The following is a 20,944-nucleotide window of genomic DNA, read 5'->3' as shown; positions in this document are numbered from 1 at the left end:
GTCCTTCGGCGGCATGGCGCTGGAGGCCTGACGATGGCCGTGCTCGTCACCGGCGCCAGCGGTTTTCTGGGCTCCCATGTGCTGGCAAGGCTGGCCGCGTCCGGCACGCTGGCGCTTGGCCTCGGCCGCGATGCGGCGCGCTGTGCGGCGCTGGAAACCGCCGGCCACCGGATCATCCGCCACGACCTGTCGCTGCCGCTCGACAGGGCGCTCGATCTGCGGCTCCGCAGGGTCGAGCGGATCATCCACTGCGCGGCGCTCTCCGCGCCATTCGGCCGGCTGGCGGATTTCGAGGCAGCCAATGTCGCGGCGATGCGAAACATCCTCGATTTCGCGACCCGGCAAGGCATCAGCCGCTTCGTCCACATCTCCAGCCCGTCCGTGTGCTTCGCCTTCCGCGACCAGCTCGATCTTGCCGAGGACGCGGCCTTGCCGGACCCGGTCAACCACTATGCCCGCACCAAGCGCGAGGCCGAGCGGCTGGTGCTGGCGGCGCCCGCCATCCACCCTGTGGTGCTCAGGCCGCGCGGCATCTACGGCGCCGGCGACCGCGCGCTCTTGCCGCGCCTCATCAAGGCCGCGAAGAACCGCCCGCTGCCGATCTTCCGCGACGGCCGGGCGCGCATCGACCTCACTCATGTCGACGACGTCGTCGATGCGGTGATGGTGGCGCTCGCAGCACCCCGGGAGGCTGAGGGCCATGTCTTCAACATCTCCGGCGGCGAGGTGTTGCCGGTGCGCCGCATCGCCGACGAGGCCTGCGCCTGCGCCGGCATCACGGCGCGCTGGCGGCGGGTGCCGCTGTGGCCGGCCATGCTTGTCGCCAGCGCCATGGAGGCGATGGCGCTCGCTCTGCCCGGCCCCCCAGAACCGCCGGTGACGCGCTACGGGCTTGGCCTGTTCGCCTATGCGCAGAGCCTCGACCTCGCCAAGGCCCGTCGCCTGCTCGGCTGGACGCCGAAGGTCGGGTTCGAGCAGGGGCTCGACCGCACCTTCGCCGGCGGAGGGCTGGCATGAAGATCGTCTTCGCCAACAGCGCCTGGGTCAGCGCCGCCGAGCGGCTGATCCTGCGCGGCGGCGGCTGGCATAGCGTCAGGCTGCGCGTCCGCTACGGGCTGTTCATTCATCCGCAGGCCGGGCCGGTGCTGGTCGACACCGGCTACACCCCAGAGGCCACCACGGGGCAGGGGCGCGGCCGCATGCTGCGCCTCTACGGCGTTGTGCTTAGGCCCGAGCTCAACGCGGCCGAACAGGTGCAGCCGGTGCTCGAGCGCTTCGGCCTTGCGCCCGGCGACGTGCGCACGGTTGTCGTCACCCATTTCCATGCCGACCACATTTCCGGCCTGCCGCTGTTTCCCCATGCCCGCTTCATCGCCAGCGATGCCGCCTGGGCGCGCGTCAAGGCGCGCACGCCGAGGCAGAACCTGCGCCATGGCGTCTTCACGGAACTCTTCCCCGCCGATTTCGAGGCAAGGCTCGATGGCCTGTCGACCAAGTGGCGGATCGAGGCCCGGGGCGGCGTCCCCGGCGGCGCTGATCTGTTCGGCGACGGCAGCGTGGTGGCGGTCGATCTTCCGGGCCATGCAGACGGCCAGTTCGGCCTTTTGTTCGCCGGACTGGAGCGGCCACTGCTCTATGGGGTCGACGCGCAATGGCTGCTCGCCGCCCTTGATCCGAAACTGTCCCCAGGCTTTCCCTCCAGCCTCATCGCCGAGGACGTTGCCGCCATCGGTCCGACCTGCGAGACGTTGCGCCGCTTCCAGGCGGCGGGCGGGCAGGTGATGCTCTGCCACGACCCGGAGATGACGCAATATGATCTGACTGCGGACGAACTGGCGGGGGTCGGATGAACGGGCTGGCGGAAGCGATCGGCTCCTTCGCCCTGACGCGCTGGGTCTCGCGCAAGAGTCGGCCGGATTTCGAGCGCTGGCAGGCAGCCGCCTTGCGTAGCTTCCTCGAGCGCGACCTGGCGCGCGCGCCCTTCTATCGCCATGCGCGGGCGCGCCTCGCCGACCTGCCCGTCACCGACAAGGCGATGCTGATGGACAGTTTCGAGGCCTTCAACATCCACGGCGTCACGGCAAGCGCGGCCTGGTCGGCTCTGGCCGGCGACGGACGCATCGGCGCGCTCACGGTGGGTGCGAGCACGGGCACCTCGGGCAATCGCGGCCTGTTCGTCATTTCCGAGGCGGAAAAATACCGCTGGCTGGGCGCCATCCTCGCCAAGGCGGCACCCGACCTCATCTGGCGCGGCATGCGCGTCGCCGTGATCCTGCCGCAGAACACCGGGCTTTACGACAGCGCCCGCAAATCCCGGCTGATCAAGCTCGGCTTCTTCGACCTGACGCTTGGGCCGGAAAGCTGGCGCGTGGACCTCGAAGACTTCGACCCGACGGTGATCATCGCGCCGCCGAAGATGCTCCGCCATTTCGCCGTCGCCGGCTTCCGGCTCGCGCCGAGGCGCGTCTTCTCGGCCGCCGAGACGCTCGATCCGGTCGACCGGCCGGTTATCGAAAAATCCTTCCGGCTGCCGCTCGAGCAGATCTACATGGCGACCGAAGGGCTGTTCGCGGTGACCTGCCGGCAGGGCGGCCTGCATCTCGCTGAGGATTCGGTGTTCTTCGAGTTCGAGCCGGCGGGCGACGGGCTGGTCACGCCACTGGTCACCGCCTTCCGTCGTCGTACGCAAATCATGGCGCGATACCGGATGAACGACCTGGTGCGGCTCTCCGAAGGACCCTGCCGCTGCGGTTCGCCGCTGCGCTGCGTCGACGAGGTCGTCGGCCGCATGGACGATGCCTTCCGGGTGGGTTCGGCCGCGGGCCAAATCCTGCTCACGCCCGACATACTGCGCAATGCGGTGCTCAAGGCCGACCGTCGCATCGACGATTTCCGGCTGGTCCAGACGGCGCCCGATGCCATCGAGTTGCGGCTCACGCCGGATTTGGCCGATGAGGCGGCCAGTGCCGCGCATCAGGCGGTGGGCGCACTGCTGGCGGCGCGCAGGGCAACGGCGATGGTCAATCTGGTGCGCGTGCCGCTGCCGCTGGAGACCGGCCGCAAATTGCGCCGTGTCGAGTGCCGGCTGGGAGCGGCGCCGTGAACCGGGCGGCAGTCGTGGCTGGCGCGCCCCAGCAAGCCGACCGGGTCGAGAACGATCCAGCCCAGGTCGAGGCTTTCGTGCGGCTCTTCAACGACGTCCCGGTGCGCGACCTCGTCGCCAACCTGACGACATCGGTCGAAAGCGCGGCGGTCGCCGGCCGCACCTTCCCGCTGACGCTGAACGACGCCGGCGAACCGCCGAACTGCTACATCTGCTGCCCGTCCAGCGCCTATCTCGAATATGCCATCGACGAGACGCGCAATTTCATCGCGCATCCGTTGCTGCGGCGCTCGCTCACGGCGTTGATCGGCGCCTGCGCGCCGCTGGTGCGGACGAGTGGTCTCGACCGTCAGGTTCAGCTCAACAACTGGCTTTATTCGACCAATCCGGTGCCGCTGCTCGACCGAACGGCGGTGGCCGAGCTGCGCGCCGACCTTGTGGCGCGTTTCCCGGATCGCGCCATCGTCATCCGCTCGCTGAACGAGATCGCCGATCCCGCCACCATCGCGGCGCTGAAGGCCGAAGGTTTCCGCATGCTGGCGGCCCGCCAGATCTACATCTTCGCCGACCGCGGCGCGGCACCGGCCATGACCATCAACATGAAGCGCGACCGCAAGCGGCTCGCCACCACGCCCTTCGAGCGCGTCGGCGATGCCGATTTCAGCGAAGCCGACTATGCGCGCGCGGAAGAGCTCTACACCATGCTCTATCTGGAAAAGTACACGCCGCTCAATCCGCACTACACCGCCCGCTACATCGCCGAGATGCACCGGCGCGGCATCATCAGCCTTGCCGGCCTGCGCCGGCCGGGTGGAGACCTCGTCGCCGTCACCGGCCTGTTCGAGAACGGCCGCACGCTGACCCAGCCCATCGTCGGCTACGATACCGGCCTGCCGATACAGGAGGGGCTTTATCGCATGGTGATGGCGATGGCTCAGCAGCATGCGACCGCGCACGGCCTATTCTTCAACATGAGCGCCGGGGCGGCGGGCTTCAAGCGCCTGCGCGGCGCGGTGGCGACTATCGAATACAACGCCGTCTACGCCGGGCACCTTTCGCGCCGCCGGCGTGCGGCGATCCGCGTCATGGAAACCGTGCTGGCGCTGGTCGGCATTCCCTTGCTCAGGAGGTTCGAGCTGTGAGCGTGCGCCAGAGGCACAGCGAAGATCACGATCGGAAAGATCATTGGCAGGCCGTGGCGCTGTCGGCCGACATCAGGCGCAAGCCCAGGCGCATCCTGATCGACGGCCAACCTGTCGTCCTGTTCCGCTCGGCCCAGGGCATCGCCGCGCTGTTCGACCGCTGCCCGCACCGGCTGGTCGAGCTCTCGACCGGCAAGGTCGTCGGCGGCGAAATCGAATGCCCCTATCACGGTTGGCGCTATGACGGCGAAGGCCGCTGCACCGCCATTCCCGGTCATGTCGGCGAGATGCCGCATTACCGCGTGCGTCGCTACGGCGTCATCGAGCGCGACGGCGTCGTCTTCGTCTCGTCGGGAACGCCGCAGGGCGAGCCCTATCTCCACTGCATGCAGGGTCGGGACCTCGTCGTGCGGCGGGTGCGCAGCTCGACGCAGTCGACGGTGATCGACGCGGCCGAAAACATCCTCGATGCCACCCATACCCACTTCACCCACAAGGGCCTGCTGCGCGGCCTGAGCTCGCGACGCCATCTCGTGCGCGTCGAGGTGACCGGCGGCGAGGGCTGGGTCGAGGCCTGCTACACCGGCGAGGATCGGCAGCAGGGGCTGATCAGCCGGCTGCTGGAGGGTGAGCGCGCGAGAACAATCGGCCGCTTCCGACATCCCGGCATCGCCGAACTGGAATATTGGAGCAAGGATGGGCTGGCCCTCGCCACCACCTTCCATCTGCGCCAGGCCGACGAGCGCACCGTCGAGGGCGTTGGCTGGTTGATCGGCCCGCGCCAGGGCTTGCTCGGCAGGATAAAGGCATTTGCCTTCAAGCCGCTGTTCAACATCGCCCTGCAGCAGGATCGCCGCGTGCTGAAATCGGCGAGCGACAACGCCCGTTTCGCCCCGCTGGCGCTGCCGGTGATCGGTCCGCTGGATTTCCTGCGCCGCGACATCGCCGCGATTATGGCCGGGAACCTGCCGCCGGCGGCAAGCGAGCCAAGAATGCATCAGATCGAGCTGTGACGGCAGGCGGAAGGACCGTCTCATTCCTTCGCCCTCCTGCCGACGTCACTCGTCCGGCCCGTTCCATTCGATGTCGCGCGTCGATGCCGCCTGCAGGCTGATGCGCTCTCGAAGTGCAACGCCTGCGATCTCGCCCAGCGCCGCCCATTGCGCCTTCACCGGCGCCGGATCATCAGGCCAGTCGAGCAGTTCCTCGGCCTCACGCATCGCCTTGCGGAAGCGGCCGAGGCCACCGCAGCGCAAGGCCGCCGGTAGCCCGTAGATCCACATGGCGAGCCGCGCGGTCTGGGGCGCGGTGACATCGGGTCTGACCTCGGGCCCGTCTCCCAGCACCGCGTTCGCAAAGCGCGCCGGATCGCGGAAGAAATGCAGCCCGCTGACGGCGCGCGGGTTGCATTCCAGCGGCAGAACCGTTCCGTCTGCCTGCCGCATCAGGTCGAAGGAGATCTGTCCGGTCCATGACGTGGCGGCGACGATGCGCTCGACCAGCCGCCGCGCGGCCGCGTCCTCGACCGGCTGGAACAAGACGCCGGCACCCTTGCCGGCGCGATAGAGCGATCGGTAGAGCGAGAATGCCTTTAGCCTGCCGCCGCGCGCCACCGCATAGGCGCTGATCTCCTCGCCGGGCACGAAGCGCTGCGCCACCCAGGGCGCGGCGGGCGAGGGATTGACGGCATCGAGTGCGCCGGGCGAGGGGCGCAAAAGAACCTGGCTGGCAAAGCGCGACCACACCGGTTTGAACACCAATTCGCGCGCGCGGCCGCGCATGGCCCCCAGATCGTCGCGCGATTGCAGCAGCACCGTTTCCGGCACCGCCAGGCCGAGCCGTTCGGCCAGGCGGATGAAGGCATGTTTGTTGTGGACTTCGGCCAGCAACTCGATGCCGGGCGCGAACAGGCGCGCCGGGATCGCGCGGTCGCGCCAGGCGAGCGCCTGATGGAAAACCTCCTCGCAGGTCGGGATGACCAGGCCGATCCCTTCGGCGCGCACCAGCGCCTCGACCGCCTCGGCGTAGGCCGCCGGCTCGAAGCGCGGTCGCGGCAGGCGGTAGTAGCGTGCGCAGGCCACGCTGGCGGCAGCAATCGGGCGGGCAGGTGTGTCGGCGAGGATCACCCGGTGTCCGGCGCCATACAGCAGCCGGGTCAGATGCAGCGCCACCGGCGCGCGCGCTCCGGTGACGAGTATTGAGCTATCGGGCACGGGATACTGGCATCGGTGAGGCTACTGCGGTCATTGCGGTTGTCGGAACCGTTGCGCGAAATCGCCGCGCTTGGCAACGCAGCCGCGCGGTGTACTGTGCGCCGGTTCGGGCCGTCCAAAGCTGGCGATGCTGGGAAGCGAGCAGCGCCAGGATGAGGGCGGCGCTCAGCAAGGGATGGGACAGCCACCGTTCCGCAGCGGTCAGCCCTGCTCTTCAGCGTCATCGTTGCCTTCCAGTTTTTTGCGTAGTGCCGTGATCACGCCGTGCATGGTGTTGATGTCCTCGACGGCAAGCCCGTCGGCGAGGGTGTTGATCCAGGGGGCCTGCAGGCGCATGGCCGCGTCGTAGGCTTCGCGCCCGTCGTCGGTCAGCACGACAAGCTGCGCCCGCCGGTGATGCGGGTTGATCCTGAAGGCGACCAGTCCTTCGCCCTCGAGGTCGTTGACGATGCGCTGCACGTTCTGGCGGTTGGCGCCGAGATCGCGCGCCAGCCACGCCACCGGCTGCGGACGCTCGGCGGCGACGATGGCTCCCAGCACCTGCCAGCGGGCGCTGGTCAGGCCGAGATCGGCGACCAGCCTGTCGCCGGCAGCGCTGATGCGGCTGTTCAGCCTGAACAGGTCGAGAATGAGATCGCTCAAAGCCTTGCCGGTCGGTGTTCGCTTTGTATCGGGCATTTGTCACCTTATATCTATATTGACATCATGTTGTCAAATGTATATGTATGCATCATAACAGATTGACATCATAACACCAATTGAAGGAGCCTCCCATGACCCGTATGCGCCCCCTCGACCCTGCTTTCCCGATCGACCGCCAGGTCGCGATCGACGCCGCCCCCGTCGTGCTGGTGAACGTGTTCACGCTCGACAAGGCCGACGAGCAAACCTTCCTCGACGTCTGGCAGGACGACGCTGTCTTCATGAAGCAGCAGCCGGGTTTCATCTCGACCCAGCTTCACCGCGCGATCGGCGAAAGCCCGACCTACCTGAACTATGCCGTGTGGGAATCGACCGCCGCCTTCCGCGCCGCTTTCTCCCATCCGCAGTTCAGGGCGAAGATCTCGGCCTATCCGTCCTCGGCTGTGGCTTCGCCGCATCTGTTCCAGAAGGTCTCGGTGCCCGGCATCTGCGTGGCCTAGTCGAAGCGGGCAGGAGGGCGCCGCATGCGGGGCGCTCCGGCAGCTAGGCAAGCCTATTAGCTTCGACTAATAGCTTCGGGTGGAAGGCTTGAGGGCGTCATCCAATGAAGGTCAATGTAGTCTACGCGCATCCGGCGGCCGACAGCTATTTGGCATCGCTTCACCAGCGCGTCGTCAAGACGCTCAAGGCAAGAGGCGACGAGGTCATCGACTTTGACCTCTACGAGATGAAGTTCAACCCGGCGATGCTGCCCGAGGAATGGCGTGGCCATTACGATCCCTCCCAGGTGCCGAAGGATCTGCAGGTCTATGTCGATGCGCTGTTATGGGCAGAGGCATGCGTCTTCTGCTTTCCGACCTGGTGGTCGGGCATGCCCGCCATACTGAAAGGCTATTTCGATCGGGTGTGGCGCCCAGGCATCGCTTACGAGGTGCCGCCGGATGACGGCCTGATCAAGCCGGCGCTGCTCAATATCCGCCGCATGGGCGTGGTCACCACATGCGGGTCGCCGTGGTGGTACACCCAACTCTATATGCAGAACCCCGGAAAGAAGGTGCTGCTGCGCGGACTGAAGACCATGTGCGGCCGGGGCGTGCGGCATCTGTACCTGTCGCGATACTCCGTTCACAGCATATCGGACGAAAAGCGCGAAATGTTCGCGCGCGACGTGGAGCGTCGCTTCGATACGTTCTGAGTTCCATTGGTGCACCCGACCGATCCTCGTCACGCCCGCTGTCATCTGTCTGTCATGTTGCGTTACTAAGCATCCTCAAATCCGGATTTAAGGATATATGGATGGACAGGGAAGCGGCCCTTCGCGCCTTGGCGGCGCTTGGTCAGAACACGCGCCTGGAGGTTTTCCGCCTTCTGGTGAAGACCGGGGCGGGCGGCCTGCCGGCGGGCGAGATCGCCGCGCGGCTCGAAATCGTCCAGAACACCATGTCGGCGCATTTGAAGGTGCTCGACCATGCCGGACTGGTCCGCGCGGCGCGAGAAGGGCGCGTGATCCGCTACGTCGCCGACATGACCGGCTTTCGCGACCTGCTTGCCTATCTCATGGAGGATTGCTGCAACGGCGCGCCGGAACTCTGCCAGCCGGTCCTCCGGGCCGTGACCTGCAAATGCTAGCAATGCAACATATGCGGATCCGCTCATGATTGTCGATCTTCCCCGCCGTCTCGCCGCCGAGGCGCTCGGCACCGCCATGCTGGTCGCCGCTGTCGTCGGCTCGGGCATCATGGCCGATCGTCTCACCGACGACGTCGCGCTTTCCCTGCTCGGCAACACGCTGCCGACCGGCGCTATCCTGGTGGTGCTGATCACAGTCCTCGGCCCGATCTCCGGCGCCCATTTCAATCCGGCCGTGACGCTGGTGTTCGGGCTGAGGCGCGAGATCGGCTGGCATGCCGCACTTTGCTATGTCGTCGCCCAGTTGCTCGGCGGCCTCGCCGGCACGGTCGTCGCGCATGCCATGTTCGGCCTGCCTCTCGTCGAACTGTCGACGACGGTGCGGAGCGGGGCGGGGCAGTGGATCGCCGAACTGGTCGCGAGTTTCGGGCTGGTCTTCACCATTCTCGCCGGCCTGCGTTTTCGCGGCGATGCCATCCCCTGGCTGGTCGGGCTCTACATCACCGCAGCCTACTGGTTCACCGCCTCGACCTCCTTTTCCAATCCGGCGGTGGCCGTCGCGCGCGCCTTCTCCAACACCTTTTCCGGCATCCGGCCGCTCGACGTCCCCGCCTTCATCGTTGCCGAATTGCTAGGCGCGCTGCTTGCGCTGGCGCTGGCCGGCTGGCTGCTTGCTGAACCGAAACCTGAGATGAGAGCCGCCGAATGACCATCACCATCTATCACAACCCTGCCTGCGGCACCTCGCGCAACACGCTGGCGATCATCCGGCAGTCGGGCGAGGAGCCCGAGGTGATCGAATATCTGCAGACGCCGCCGTCGCGCGAAAAGCTCGTCGAGCTGATCGCCGCCATGGCGATGACGCCGCGCCAGCTGCTGCGCGAGAAGGGCACGCCCTATGCCGAGCTCGATCTCGGCAATCCCAAATGGAGCGACGACGAGATCCTCGATTTCATGCTGGCGCATCCGATCCTGATCAATCGGCCGATCGTGGTGACGCCGAAAGGCACGATACTGGCGCGGCCGTCGGAAGCGGTGCTCGACATCCTGTCCAATCCCGACATCGGCCCGTTCACCAAGGAGGACGGCGAGGTGGTGATCGGCGCCGACGGCAAGCGGGTCGTCTGACGTAGCACCGAAAGGCGCTCGCCTCTCAGTCTGGGTTTGCGGATCTGGTGCTTGCCGCTCGCGAGCGATCGAAGTCCAGGACGACCGGGTGCTGAAACAAGGCATGGAGGATTATCGGCATTCCGATCGCGCTGGGCAGAACCCAAAATGCAATAGTTGGAAGCTCCCTCCATAAGGGCAGGTTCTTGCCGTTATCGAGGTAAAATGCGGTAAGCATTACGACGTAGGACATCCCCATGCCGGTGAGATGCAGCCTGGGCCATTGGCGCCAGTGTCGTCGGGCGGCCGTGCGCCCGAAATAGGCAGATGCGAAAGAAATGCATCCCAGCGCGAACAGATGGTAGTTTTCCGCCCAGCGCATGAGCGACAAGGCGCTCATAGTCACGAACACGCCGAACAGGCACCAAAAGTAAATGCTGCCGAAGTTCGAGTGCCGGCCGCGCCCCTTTTGGGAAAACATCGCGGCAGCGCCGGTGGTCAAGGCGGCAAGCCCAAACAGAATATGGACACCGACAACGCCCAGAAACACCGGATCGATGGACGGAATTGGGATGCCCAGGACGATGGTTGTGCCTTCGCTTTCCATGTTCACTCGCCGCCGAAGCCCATGCGCAGGATCGGCGACCATGCCTCCGTCTTGATTGATGATAGCCTATATCATCTGCAGGCCAGCCGCGTTGGCGTTGGGCGGATTGCTACCTGCATATTTCCATAATGTTCGAAATTCCCTTGACGGCGCCGCCCAACCTGGCATAGCCATATTTCCATGAAACTCGAACAAGCAGCAAAGCAGTTGGAAGCGCTCGGCAATCCGACGCGGCTCAATCTCTATCGCATCCTGGTCAGGGCCGGAGAGGCCGGCCGGCCGGTCGGCTATCTGCAGGAAAGCCTCGGCATCGCCGCCTCGACGCTGTCGCATCATCTGCACCGGCTGATCCTGACCGGGCTGGTGAGTCAGGAGCGGCAGGCGACGACGCTGATCTGCCGCGCCAACTATCCGATCATGCGCGATCTGATCGGCTTCCTCGCCGACGAATGCTGCGCCGACGCCGCCTGCAACCCCGCCACGGGAGAGGTGGCGGCATGATTTTTTGCCCGATATTTCGATAATCCCGGAATTATGGAAGGTGGGAGCATGAGCGAGCAGAACGATCTCCCGGTCGCCGTTATCGGCGGCGGCCCTGTCGGCTTGGCGGCGGCCGTTCATTTGTTGGAACAGGGCGTGCCGGTGAAGCTCTACGAGGCCGGTACCGCTGTAGCCTCCAATCTCAGGGATTGGGGCCATGTGCGGGTGTTCACGCCCTGGCGCTACTGCGTCGATCGGGCGGCGAGGGAACTGCTGGAAGCGACGGGCTGGAAGATGCCCGATCCGGAGACCTTTCCCACGGCCGATGATCTTGTCGCGCTCTACCTCGAGCCGCTGGCGAGATTGCCGGAACTGTCGCCGGTGATCGAGACCGGCGCCCGCGTCACCGGCATCTCCCGCTGGGGCGCCGACAAAGTGCGCGGCGGCGGACGCGAGGCGCGTCCCTTCATGCTGGTGGTCGAAACCGCCGGCGGCATCAGGCGCGACCGCGCCCGTGCCGTGATCGATGCCTCCGGCACTTGGCGCACGCCCAATCCGCTCGGCGCCGGCGGCATCGCGGCGGAGGGAGAGGCGGAATTCGCCGACCGCATCGCTTACGGCATTCCCGACATTCTCGGCCGGGACCGGGCCCTTTACGGCGGCCGCGCCACGCTGGTGGCAGGGTCCGGCCATTCGGCCGCCAATGCCCTGCTCGACTTGGCCAGGGTGGCGGATGACGAGCCGGGCACAACGTTCATCTGGACGACGCGCGGCACCGATCTGGTGCGCATCTATGGCGGCGGCGATCTTGATGCCTTGCCGGCCCGCGGTGAACTTGGATCCGACGTCAGGGACCTTGCCGAGAGCGGCCGCGTCCAATTGGTCACAGGGTTTGCCACGACGGCAATTCGCGAGGAAGACGGCCGGCTGATTGTCGAGGGCGATACGGCGGACGGTTTGCGGCGCATCGGCCCTATCGACCGAATCGTCGCCGCGACCGGCCAGCGGCCCGATCTCAGCCTGACCAGGGAATTGCGGCTCGACCTCGATCCATGGCTGGAAGGCGTCAGGGCGCTGGGGCCGCTGATCGATCCCAACGAGCATTCCTGCGGCGACGTGCCGCCGCATGGGCACCGCGAGCTCAGCCATCCCGAGCCCGGCGTCTATACGGTCGGCATCAAGAGCTATGGCCGGGCGCCGACCTTCCTGCTGCTGACCGGCTACGAGCAGGTGCGCTCGGTCGCGGCCGCATTGGCCGGCGACGTCGCCTCGGCCGATGCGGTGCAACTGGTCCTGCCCGAGACCGGCGTCTGCACGGTGCCGGGTGGGGTCACCGTGACCGGCAAGGCGTTCGCCGGCTGCTGTGGTGGTCCGGCCCCGCAAGCGGCGGACGGCTGCTGCGTCGCCGACGCCGAGGCGAAAGCCGCCGGCAGGGGCGGCTGCGGCTGCGGCGTTGCCGCATGAGCAGCATGGCCGGCATGCGCGGCCGCGGCATCATCATCACCGTGCTCGGCCTGACGCAGATCATGGCGTGGGGCTCATCCTACTATCTGCCGGCGGTCATTGCACCGGCGGTGGCCCGCGACACCAGCTGGCCGCTGGCATGGGTGGTTGGCGGCTTGTCGCTCGGGCTTCTCGTCGCCGGCCTGATATCGCCGCGCGTCGGCTCCTCGATCGAGCGCCATGGCGGCCGTAACGTGCTCGCCTTCAGCGCATTCTGCATCGGCGCCGGCCAGATCGGCCTGGCCGCGGCGCCCTCGCTTGCCGTCTATATCGGTGCCTGGCTCGTGATCGGGCTCGGCATGGGGGCAGGACTCTACGACGCCGCCTTCGCCACGCTTGGCCGCCTTTACGGCAATAGCGCGCGTTCGGCCATCACCACGCTCACCCTGTTCGGCGGCCTGGCCAGCACCGTCTGCTGGCCGATCTCGGCTTTCCTGTTGAGCACGATCGGCTGGCGCGGCGCTTGCCTTGCCTATGCCGCCGTGCAACTCCTCATCGCGCTGCCGCTCTATCTCACGCTGCTGCCGCGCCGGGTGCCGCAACGCAGCGCGGCATCCGATGTGGATCGAAACGCCGCCGCTGCAAGGCCAGTCAACCCGTCCTTGCCCGTCATGGCCTTGCTCGCCAGCACCATCACGCTTGCGGCGGTGATTTCCTCGACGCTCTCGGTGCATTTGCTGTCGATCCTGCAGGCCGGCGGCCTGGCGCTCGCCGCCGCTGTCGGTCTCGGAGCCCTGGTGGGCCCCTCGCAGGTAACGGCGCGCGCGGTCGAGATGATGATCGCGCGCTATCACCATCCGATCTGGACCAAGCTTGCCTCGGCGAGCTTCGTCGCCATCGGTGTCCTGGCGCTGTGGGCCGGCATGCCGGCCGTGCCGGTGGCGCTCGGCTTCTACGGCGCTGGCATCGGTCTCGAATCGATCGCGCGCGGCACCTTGCCGCTCGCCCTGTTCGGTCCGTCAGGCTACGCGAAGCTGATGGGCCGTCTTGCCATGCCGAGCCTGATTGCACAGGCGGCCGCGCCGTCGATCGGCGCGGTGCTGATGCAATGGACTGGAGCGCAGGGCACGCTCGCCGTGCTCGGCGGCCTCGCGCTGTTCAATGTCGTGCTGGCATGGAGCCTGCGCTGGCTGCTGGTCCGCGACAGGGGCGTCCACTTGCAGCCGGGATAGCCGAAGCGCGGCGCGGGTGATGACGCCGGCGGATTCACGTTCCCTGGGCCGCTACATCAGCGATGCGGTCGCCAGACGATTCCTGGCGGTGTTCGGCTTGCTGTCGCCGATATATTCGACGTTCGTGTCGATGAGCCGGTCACTGTCGATCCCGGCCGCGGTCAGAATGTCCACCATCGCCTTCACGCGCTGCTTGGCCAGTGCCTTGTTTGTCTTTGCGGCATTGGCGCCTTTGAATTCCTTGGCCGCCAACGCCGTCAGTTCGACGTTGCAACGCGAGTCCTTGATGCTCGCGGCGAACTTATCGAGGTCATCCTTGATCTGCGATGAAATCACAGAGGACTGGCTGTCGAAAAACAGATGGACCTGGACAGGCGCGCGCTTCTCGTATTGCCGGCACGATATCCCTTGTTTCGGCAAGGTGTACAGGATCGCGCTGCGCGCCGTTTTCGTGTCGGCGGCGCCATCGTCGACCCAATGCGAAAGCGCCAGCACCATTTCCGGCTTGACGCCTTGCGCCTTGAGGAAATCGCTGGTTGCATTCAGCCTGCGGCCGGCAATGCCGTCAGCCTTGTCGTAGCCACCTTCCTTGCTCGCCGTCGCATAGAGCCTGTAGCCGCAATCCTGTCCGGCATCCTTGATGAAGGCCTTCAACGCGCTGGCGGAATCCGTCGATATCTTGCCGTCGCCCTTGTTGAACAGGACGCGATAGGAGTTCCACTGCGTGCAGTTTGGGCCAAGGTCGCGTTCCTGGGCGACCGCGCTGAAACCTACCGTACTTGCGGCAGCGCTAATAAAGGCTAGAACAAGGATGAATGATTTCTTCATTGTCTTGGCGCCTCTCGCTGCGGCTTAGTCTAACGCCGCATTCTTTACTGCGGCAAGGTGGCAAACCGCGGCCGGCGCGCTCGTCAGTCCCACAACAGCAGCAGCTTGCGCCAGAAGGCATTGGACGGCATCGGCCTGGAACCGCGCGGCAGGCGGATGGCCAGGTAGATCGTCAGCCATTTGCGATCTATCTCCCGGATCGAGACTTTCAAGTCCTGCAGCTCGAAAGGTCTCGGAACCCGTGTCCATCCGGAGAAGGCGAGGGCGCCGGTCGGGGCATCGCCTTTCCACGAGAGTCTTTCCTCCGGCCTGCCCAGCGCCATGGCGAACTCGAAGGGCGACGCCTCCTCATGGGCGATCTCCACCGTCGCGACGACACTTCTGGCAAAAGCCGGGAAAGCCGACTTGAGGGCCGCGACAACCGGACCATGCGTGTTCGGCCGCAGGAACAGGCCGCCATCGTCGCCGGCGACGAGAAGCGTCGGCAGGTCGGAGGGATGGTTGGTTACGAGCGAGGCTTGCTTGATCTCGTCATTGGTAATCCGGCGCATGCGCCGGCGCTCCTGCGGCGCGTTGAGACGCGGGTGTCTCGCCCCGTTCGAAACGACATGGCGAATCTGGATGCTCGAAAAGCCGCCCAGCACACGCGCCTGCGGGCGCGCTCCGCCGCACCTGACCGCGAGCAGCAGATCGCGCCGGCCCGACGCCGGCGAACTGATGGCCGTTCTTATTTCGCGCGGCTCGTGCGGCCGGCTGACATCGGCCCAGCCGCTCCCGCCATCAAGATCGAGCATTCCGGCAAGCTCGCCGAAAGTCTGGTTTTCCGCGTCGACGATCGCAAGCTGGAACTGCGCGGTTCCAGTAAGGTCCTCGTCGAGGTAGATCCAGCAGCTTGCGCCGATGACGCCCGGCGGGCAGACGCCCTTCAGCAGGGCCATCGTCACGTTGCCGCCCCTTGCTTCGAGAAACAGCTGATCCGGCGATCGTTCGACATAGCTCAGCAAATCCGCAACGGCATCGGGATGCGAAGCGACATGAGCAAGGCGCAGCGGCTCGGCCGAAAGGTATTGCTCGCGGTAAAGCGAGGAATGCAGCTCCGGCACGGTCTCGTCGGCGGCTGCGTTGAGCATGTCGACGACGCCGAGTGTGAAGTCGGACCGGCCGGCATGGGCGAGCAGCGAGATCGCCGTGTCTGGCCTGCCCTCGCGGGCCGCGATCTCGGCCAGCAGTTGCATCGCATCGGCGGCGTTGGCGGGGCCAGAGCTCAGCCTGAGATAGCGCTCGTCCTTGACGCGCAGCTCAAGGTTCCAGAGGTTGAGGTCCTTTTCATGACTGGCGGTATTCGAGCTGATGCCGAGCTGCACGAACATGTCCGTATGCGCGAATTTGTGCTTGCGGAAGACGTCGATGATCGGCCTGCGGTTCCTCAGCCATTCGGCATTCCGGTTCATCCCTGTCGGCGCCGACCGATACCAATAGAGCGGCTCCGGTACGGTGACGATCTCGAGGCCCGCCAGATCCGCGCGCAGGAAGAATTCCCAATCGCTCGCTGAAAAGCCGCGCTCTTCATTGAGATAGCCGACCCTGTCGAACACCTCGCGCCGGAACATCGCATTGGCATCGCCATAGGGATTGGTGATCAGCGCAATGTCGGGCGGCCCTCCGACCGGAAAGTAGAGCATGTATCCGCTCTTAGTATCCGGTGGCACGAAGGGTTCGTTAAGCCATTTGGCGAAGGTCGTGCAGATGTCGGCGCCGGAATTCTGCATGCCTGCGACGAATGTGCTGACCGCGTTCGGGAAGAGTGCGTTGTCGTCGTCCAGGAACAGGATCAGCGAGCCCTTGGCGGCGCGGATGCCTGTGTTGCGCGCCTTGCCGAGGAAGCCGTTCTTCTGCCTGATGATCCGCCAGCCGCGTTGCTCGAACTCCGGGCCGAGCTCGGCCAAAAGTTCGATTGCCTCAGGATCGGTGCTGCCGTCATCGACGACGATCAGTTCGATTTTGGGATAGTCCTGGCGCCGAACCGAGGCGATTGCCTGCGGCAGCAGCCGCGCCCGGTTGTAGTGCGCGGTGATGATCGACACCAGGGGCGGCCGGCTCCGCCGCGAGCCGGCGGCCTTGCGCGGCTCCCGGCGGAATTTCGCGTGCAGCCGGCTCCAGGCCTTCTCGCGCGCCGCACGCCCGTGCAGCGGCTTCGCCGGGCTGATCGCGCGGCTTTGCAGCGCCTCCGCGATCTTGGCCGCGATGGCGGACGCGGAAGCCTCCATCATGACGGTGTCGGCCGACTTCGGGTGCAGCATGTCGCGGATGCTGCCGACGTCCGTCGCGACGAAAGGGATCTCCTCGTCGAGGCATGCGACCACGTCCATCGGAAGCTGCGCAGCCGCATGCGTGATCGCCACCAGCGCATGGCTCTGCCGCAGGTATCGGAAGATCTCGGGTTCGTCGCGAATGGGCAGCAGCTTCAGCTTGAACGGCCATTGCCGCGCGCGCCGGACGATCATGCCGCCCGAATGCTCGCCGAGCATATGGCCAAACGCGCCGACGACCGTCACCGCCAGGTCGGTGATGCCGCTGTCGGCCAGACGATCGAGCGCATCGCAAAACAGCGTCAGCCCGCTGCGCGCCTCGGTGCCGGAGAAATGAACGATTTCGGTGGTGAGCCGCGGTCGCCGCCGATAGGGATCGGAGTGGAAGTTCGAACGCCATTCCTCCGGCACGAGCGGGACGGCGACGTGGCGGCTGGCGGGCAGTTTCCAGCCTGCCTTGGTCATCCAGTCGAGCACCGACTGGCCGGTGACCACGAGATGGTCGCAGGTCTCTGCCGAGGTCCTTTCCATATGTGCGATGGTCATCTGCTCCTTGCGCTCGACCGCCCGACCATTGGCCTGCAGCTTCCACATCAGCGGTTCGTGGGCGAGCACGACGATCGCGGGCGGATCGGGAAAGACCCCGGTTCGTTTGGCAACGGTCGGGAAATGCGCCAGTCCGCCCTCGAGCGCGAAGTAGACGACGTCGTAAGCGTTCTGCTTGAGGTAATGGTAGACGGCCACCGAATGCTTGTCGCTCGAGTCCAGGCCGCGCAGCAGCTCGGGCGACTGCGGCAACAGTTCGAGCCGCACCAGGAAATTGTCGAAGCACCATTTGCCGAGCCTGGCGATCTCCTCCTCGTCGGGCTGGCTGCCGATCGGGCTCGGCACCCATAGCAGCGTGACGGTGTCGCCGGTTACCGCAAGATATTGCGCCAGCGCGTAGGTCGCCGACCCCGGATCGGCGGTCGAAATCGAACCGAACTCGACCTCTGAAACGACGCATACATTGCGGGGCTTGTGGCTTGCCTGTCGCTTGCCCTTGGGCGTCGCGCCTAGCTTAGAACCAATGCTCAATCAGTCCCCCTTGATCATCAGCGGCAGCGGACAGTCTTGCCAACAGTAGGATAACACTTTGATAATTGTCTCGCGGGGATAATCGCCGCGCGGAGCCACAATACCCACTCGCTTTCGCGTAACCCGGATCATGACGCTCGCATGCTTGGCCATCGATCTCCGAAACACCTCGAACGGCTGGACGACCGGCCGATCGACGTAAGCAAGGGCGAGATCCTGTGCTTTGTCGGACTGCGCAATGAAGCGACACTGCTGCCCAAGCTTCTCGATCACTATCGCGGCCTCGGCGTCGATCGTTTCTTCTTCCTCGACAATGGTTCGACGGATGGGACGCTCGAACTGATCCTGGAGCAGCCGGACAGCCATTGTTTCCACACGGAAGGATCGCACTTCGCCGAGAACATCGATCCGCCGCGTTGGATCAACACGCTGATGAACGTCTTCGGCACTGGCCACTGGTGCCTCTCGATCGACGCCGACGAATTGCTGGTCTACCCGGATTTCGAGCGGGTGAACCTGCACCGGCTTTGCGACTATCTTGACTCGACCGACGCCGACGCGGTGATCGGCTCTATGATCGACATGTACGCCGGCGGCCCGCTGGCGGAGTGCCACTATGACGGCACGCTCCCGCTTATCGAGGCCTCACCCTATTTCGATCCGGAACCGGGCTGGCTGCGGGCGCGTGACGGCAAGTACCCGCCGCAGCAGATGTTCGGTGGCGTCAGGGAGCGCGTCTTCTGGCACGGCCGGTTCAAGCAGACCTTCCCGCCATGTCTGACCAAGGTGCCGATCGTGCGATGGGAGCGGGGCAGGCGCTATCATGTGGCCCAGCACACGATCAGCAAGGTTCAGTTCAGCGAGCTCCGCGTCGCGCTGCTGCATTTCAAATTCGTCTGGGGTTTCCGCCAGAAATCAGCGTCGTCACTGAGCGAGAACACGCAGCTTAAGGAAAAGACCCTGGAGGAGCGCGCCGCCTACATGGAGGCATTGGAGCGCGATCCGAAACTGTCGCTTCGGGACCAACGCTCCGTTCGCTATCGTGACGCCGCGCAACTTGTCGAACTCGGCTGGATGAGAACCTCGGATCGCTACGCCGAGTTCGTCTCAAACGCCGTTAGGCCGCGTCAAAGCGCGGCCACTTGAACTGACGAACGATCGAATTGTGGATACGGCTGATTCTACCCGCCGTAACCGCCGCCGCCATCACCGTTATTTCCGTCGCCGCCGTTCGGATTGAATTGCGCCAGCGTGTTCAGGGCAAGCGCCTTGCAGGCCGTCGGAGCATTAGGATAACGATGCAGATAGTCTTCGAGCGCCTCGATCGTACCGATCTTCAGGGCCTGCTCGCAAGCGAGCTCGGCCTCCTGGATCCCACCTTCGAATTGCGCCTGCGCCGCGCCAGAGAAAGCGACGCTCACGCCAAGAATACTTAGCCCACCCAATAGTAGCGATTGGATTTTACGCATAACAAGCCCCTTTCACCACGCACCACATTGAAATTATTGTTTTGTTAGCAATTTGTCAACCATATCCGTGGCGTGCCGGGCCCCATCCTGGCGCAAGGTTAACGGCCGGATCCGCGGCCGACGCCCTGCATGTCGCCCTAACGCTCCGGCGGTTTTTGGGAGAACGACGTGCATGAAAACAAGGACTTGAAGCGCGCCGGCTGAATCCGTTCCCGCACGACGCGGTTCAGTCGCCGATCAGTGTCAGCGTCCGAAAGAAGGCGTTGGTCGGAGAGCCGATGGGGCTTCCGGCGAAACGAACGGCAAGCATGATCGAGAGCGGCATTTTGCGCCGTGCACGAAGCGTCGCCACCAGGCTACGGCGCGCGAATTTGTCCGCGACCGTCATCCAGCCCGAGAAGGCAAGGGTCTGCCCGGATATGTCCCTCTGCCAGTCGATGGTCTGATCGGGGCGGGCAAGCGCAAGCGCGAAGTCCAGTGCCGGCGCGTCGGCATGCGCGATTTCGACTGTTGCCTCGATCGCCCGGAAGAAGGGAGGAAACTGATGATCGAGCGAGGCCGCCACCGCGCCGTCGGGGTGGGGGCGCAGGAACATCCCGCCGCCATCCGGCGCGACAAGCAGCAGCGGCAGGGCCGAGACGCGCGGCGTCAGCAGCCTGGCGGTCCGCAAGACATCATAGACGAGGATGGTTGAACCGCCGCCATCATCGGGACGTTCCGTGACATCGACAGCTGCGGGCCGTCCAAGCAAGCCGGCCGCGGTATCGCCGCGGCCCACCGAGCGGGCGATGCGCGCCAGCTTCTCCAGGGTCGCATCGCTGTTCGGCTCGAGGTCGCAGAGCTCCAGATAGTCTCGATAGGCGGGAGTGTACCGCAGGTTCTCGCGTGCGCTCTCGATTTCGGACCGTGTCGTATTCTGGGCGATGGCCAGTTGGTGCAGCAGCCCGGCGCCATCGAACTGGCTCGAGCCAAATGTCTTCAGGACCGGGCGGCGATTGTCATACCAGTTAGACATCCGGAACATGCCGTCCGGTTTCGACCGGTACCAGTAAAGCGGCTTCGGGATCGGCCTGATCTTCAGCCCGGCAAGCGAGGCCCGCGCGAAAAATTCCCAGTCGTGCATAGCATAGCCCGGCTCTTCGACCAGGTATCCGATGCGCGAGAAGACAGACCGGCGCACCATCGCATTGGCGTCGCCATAGACGTTGTGGATCAGGCCGAGCGCGTCGGGCCCGCCGAGCGGCAGATATTGGATCAGCCCGTCGCCGCGGTCGTCGGGCACGGTGTCCTCGTAGAAGATCAACTGGAACGCGGTGCAGATATCCGCGCCCGAAGCCGACATGGCGCGGGCGAAATGCTCGACCGCCTCCGGGAACAGCGCATTGTCGTCATCGGCGAACAGGACCAGTTCGCCCTGCGTGGCGCGAATGCCGGCGTTTCGGGCCGCGCCGAGGTGCTTGTGCGGCCGGCGCAGGATCTTCCACCCGCGTTGGCGGAAGCCCGGTTCCAGCGCGTCCAGCAATCGCCTGGCTTCGTCCAGGTCGCTGCCGTCGTCGACCAGCACCAGTTCCAGATTTTCGTAGGTCTGAGCCTCGACCGCCGCGATCGCCTGTTTCAGATAGGACGGCCGGTTGCGATGGGCCATGACGATCGAAACCAGCGG

21 protein-coding genes are annotated in these 20,944 nt (G+C 65.4%); 14 read left to right on the top strand and 7 right to left on the bottom strand.

The window, feature by feature from the left end:
- The 5 genes from EN745_RS10980 to EN745_RS10960 all read left to right on the top strand — a co-directional run.
- The coding region (locus EN745_RS10980; RefSeq protein WP_348630953.1) for an NAD(P)-dependent oxidoreductase at positions 1 to 1,017 on the top strand (1,017 nt) is incomplete at its 5' end.
- The gene (locus EN745_RS10975) at positions 1,014 to 1,850 is read left to right on the top strand and encodes an MBL fold metallo-hydrolase (protein WP_127421233.1); all 837 of its coding nucleotides are present in this window, start codon (positions 1,014 to 1,016) and stop codon (positions 1,848 to 1,850) included. The genes EN745_RS10980 and EN745_RS10975, both read left to right, overlap by 4 nt.
- Entirely contained in the window at positions 1,847 to 3,103 is a 1,257-nt protein-coding gene (locus tag EN745_RS10970; RefSeq protein WP_127421232.1) for a F390 synthetase-related protein, read from the top strand. The genes EN745_RS10975 and EN745_RS10970 overlap by 4 nt, the downstream gene beginning before the upstream one ends.
- Positions 3,100 to 4,245: a GNAT family N-acetyltransferase gene (locus tag EN745_RS10965; RefSeq protein WP_245455531.1), complete on the top strand. Its 1,146-nt coding sequence runs from the start codon at positions 3,100 to 3,102 to the stop codon at positions 4,243 to 4,245. The genes EN745_RS10970 and EN745_RS10965 overlap by 4 nt, the downstream gene beginning before the upstream one ends.
- Positions 4,242 to 5,258, top strand: a complete 1,017-nt coding sequence (locus EN745_RS10960; protein ID WP_245487691.1) for a Rieske 2Fe-2S domain-containing protein — start codon at positions 4,242 to 4,244, stop codon at positions 5,256 to 5,258. The genes EN745_RS10965 and EN745_RS10960 overlap by 4 nt, the downstream gene beginning before the upstream one ends.
- Positions 5,259 to 5,303: 45 nt before the next feature.
- On the opposite strand, the gene EN745_RS10955 is transcribed toward EN745_RS10960, so the two are convergent.
- Both EN745_RS10955 and EN745_RS10950 read right to left on the bottom strand, forming a co-directional pair.
- The gene (locus EN745_RS10955; protein WP_127421231.1) at positions 5,304 to 6,458 is read right to left on the bottom strand and encodes a hypothetical protein; all 1,155 of its coding nucleotides are present in this window, start codon (positions 6,456 to 6,458) and stop codon (positions 5,304 to 5,306) included.
- A gap of 201 nt (positions 6,459 to 6,659) precedes the next feature.
- Entirely contained in the window at positions 6,660 to 7,136 is a 477-nt protein-coding gene (locus tag EN745_RS10950) for a MarR family winged helix-turn-helix transcriptional regulator (RefSeq protein WP_126055631.1), read from the bottom strand.
- Between the two features lie 95 nt (positions 7,137 to 7,231).
- Between EN745_RS10950 and EN745_RS10945 the strand changes: the two genes are divergently transcribed.
- The 5 genes from EN745_RS10945 to arsC all read left to right on the top strand — a co-directional run bounded on the left by EN745_RS10945 (position 7,232) and on the right by arsC (position 9,857).
- Entirely contained in the window at positions 7,232 to 7,600 is a 369-nt protein-coding gene (locus EN745_RS10945) for an antibiotic biosynthesis monooxygenase family protein (protein WP_126055630.1), read from the top strand.
- 104 nt (positions 7,601 to 7,704) lie between these two features.
- Positions 7,705 to 8,295, top strand: a complete 591-nt coding sequence (locus EN745_RS10940) for an NAD(P)H-dependent oxidoreductase (RefSeq protein ID WP_127400248.1) — start codon at positions 7,705 to 7,707, stop codon at positions 8,293 to 8,295.
- 101 nt (positions 8,296 to 8,396) lie between these two features.
- Complete coding sequence (locus tag EN745_RS10935; RefSeq protein ID WP_126055628.1) at positions 8,397 to 8,729, top strand: metalloregulator ArsR/SmtB family transcription factor; 333 nt, start codon at positions 8,397 to 8,399, stop codon at positions 8,727 to 8,729.
- 25 nt (positions 8,730 to 8,754) lie between these two features.
- Complete coding sequence (locus EN745_RS10930; protein WP_126055627.1) at positions 8,755 to 9,438, top strand: MIP/aquaporin family protein; 684 nt, start codon at positions 8,755 to 8,757, stop codon at positions 9,436 to 9,438.
- Entirely contained in the window at positions 9,435 to 9,857 is a 423-nt protein-coding gene (arsC, locus tag EN745_RS10925) for an arsenate reductase (glutaredoxin) (RefSeq protein ID WP_127406492.1), read from the top strand. The genes EN745_RS10930 and arsC overlap by 4 nt, the downstream gene beginning before the upstream one ends.
- A gap of 25 nt (positions 9,858 to 9,882) precedes the next feature.
- Here the strand turns inward: arsC and EN745_RS10920 are convergent, their stop codons facing one another.
- Complete coding sequence (locus tag EN745_RS10920) at positions 9,883 to 10,443, bottom strand: DUF2306 domain-containing protein (protein ID WP_189363012.1); 561 nt, start codon at positions 10,441 to 10,443, stop codon at positions 9,883 to 9,885.
- 180 nt (positions 10,444 to 10,623) lie between these two features.
- On the opposite strand from EN745_RS10920, the gene EN745_RS10915 reads away from it, so the two are divergent.
- Genes EN745_RS10915 through EN745_RS10905 form a run of 3 tightly spaced genes read left to right on the top strand, consistent with a single transcriptional unit; the run spans position 10,624 to position 13,598 of the window.
- Complete coding sequence (locus tag EN745_RS10915; RefSeq protein WP_126055625.1) at positions 10,624 to 10,944, top strand: metalloregulator ArsR/SmtB family transcription factor; 321 nt, start codon at positions 10,624 to 10,626, stop codon at positions 10,942 to 10,944.
- Positions 10,945 to 10,992: 48 nt separating this feature from the next.
- Positions 10,993 to 12,387 carry an FAD-dependent oxidoreductase gene (locus tag EN745_RS10910; protein WP_127407421.1) on the top strand — a complete coding sequence of 465 codons (1,395 nt, stop codon included), beginning with the start codon at positions 10,993 to 10,995 and terminating at the stop codon, positions 12,385 to 12,387.
- Positions 12,384 to 13,598 (top strand): MFS transporter, encoded by a 1,215-nt coding sequence (locus EN745_RS10905; protein ID WP_127421230.1) that lies wholly within the window; start codon positions 12,384 to 12,386, stop codon positions 13,596 to 13,598. Before EN745_RS10910 ends, EN745_RS10905 begins: the two co-directional genes overlap by 4 nt.
- Before the next feature lie 51 nt (positions 13,599 to 13,649).
- On the opposite strand, the gene EN745_RS10900 is transcribed toward EN745_RS10905, so the two are convergent.
- Both EN745_RS10900 and EN745_RS10895 read right to left on the bottom strand, forming a co-directional pair.
- On the bottom strand, positions 13,650 to 14,426 hold the full coding sequence (locus tag EN745_RS10900) for an OmpA family protein (RefSeq protein ID WP_127406214.1): 777 nt from the start codon (positions 14,424 to 14,426) through the stop codon (positions 13,650 to 13,652).
- 83 nt (positions 14,427 to 14,509) lie between these two features.
- Positions 14,510 to 17,812 carry a DUF6212 domain-containing protein gene (locus tag EN745_RS10895; RefSeq protein WP_127421229.1) on the bottom strand — a complete coding sequence of 1,101 codons (3,303 nt, stop codon included), beginning with the start codon at positions 17,810 to 17,812 and terminating at the stop codon, positions 14,510 to 14,512.
- Between the two features lie 141 nt (positions 17,813 to 17,953).
- Between EN745_RS10895 and EN745_RS10890 the strand changes: the two genes are divergently transcribed.
- Positions 17,954 to 18,958, top strand: a complete 1,005-nt coding sequence (locus EN745_RS10890; protein ID WP_127421228.1) for a glycosyltransferase family 2 protein — start codon at positions 17,954 to 17,956, stop codon at positions 18,956 to 18,958.
- Positions 18,959 to 18,993: 35 nt separating this feature from the next.
- Here the strand turns inward: EN745_RS10890 and EN745_RS10885 are convergent, their stop codons facing one another.
- The gene (locus EN745_RS10885; protein WP_126055619.1) at positions 18,994 to 19,281 is read right to left on the bottom strand and encodes a hypothetical protein; all 288 of its coding nucleotides are present in this window, start codon (positions 19,279 to 19,281) and stop codon (positions 18,994 to 18,996) included.
- Between the two features lie 226 nt (positions 19,282 to 19,507).
- Positions 19,508 to 20,944: DUF6212 domain-containing protein (locus EN745_RS10880; RefSeq protein WP_145992006.1), on the bottom strand; the 1,437-nt coding region annotated here is incomplete at its 5' end.

It is taken from the genome of Mesorhizobium sp. M4A.F.Ca.ET.022.05.2.1, assembly GCF_003998845.1.
Classification (GTDB): domain Bacteria; phylum Pseudomonadota; class Alphaproteobacteria; order Rhizobiales; family Rhizobiaceae; genus Mesorhizobium.
Note: the sequence above shows the minus strand (reverse complement) of the source record. Positions and strands in the feature narration are given on the sequence as shown.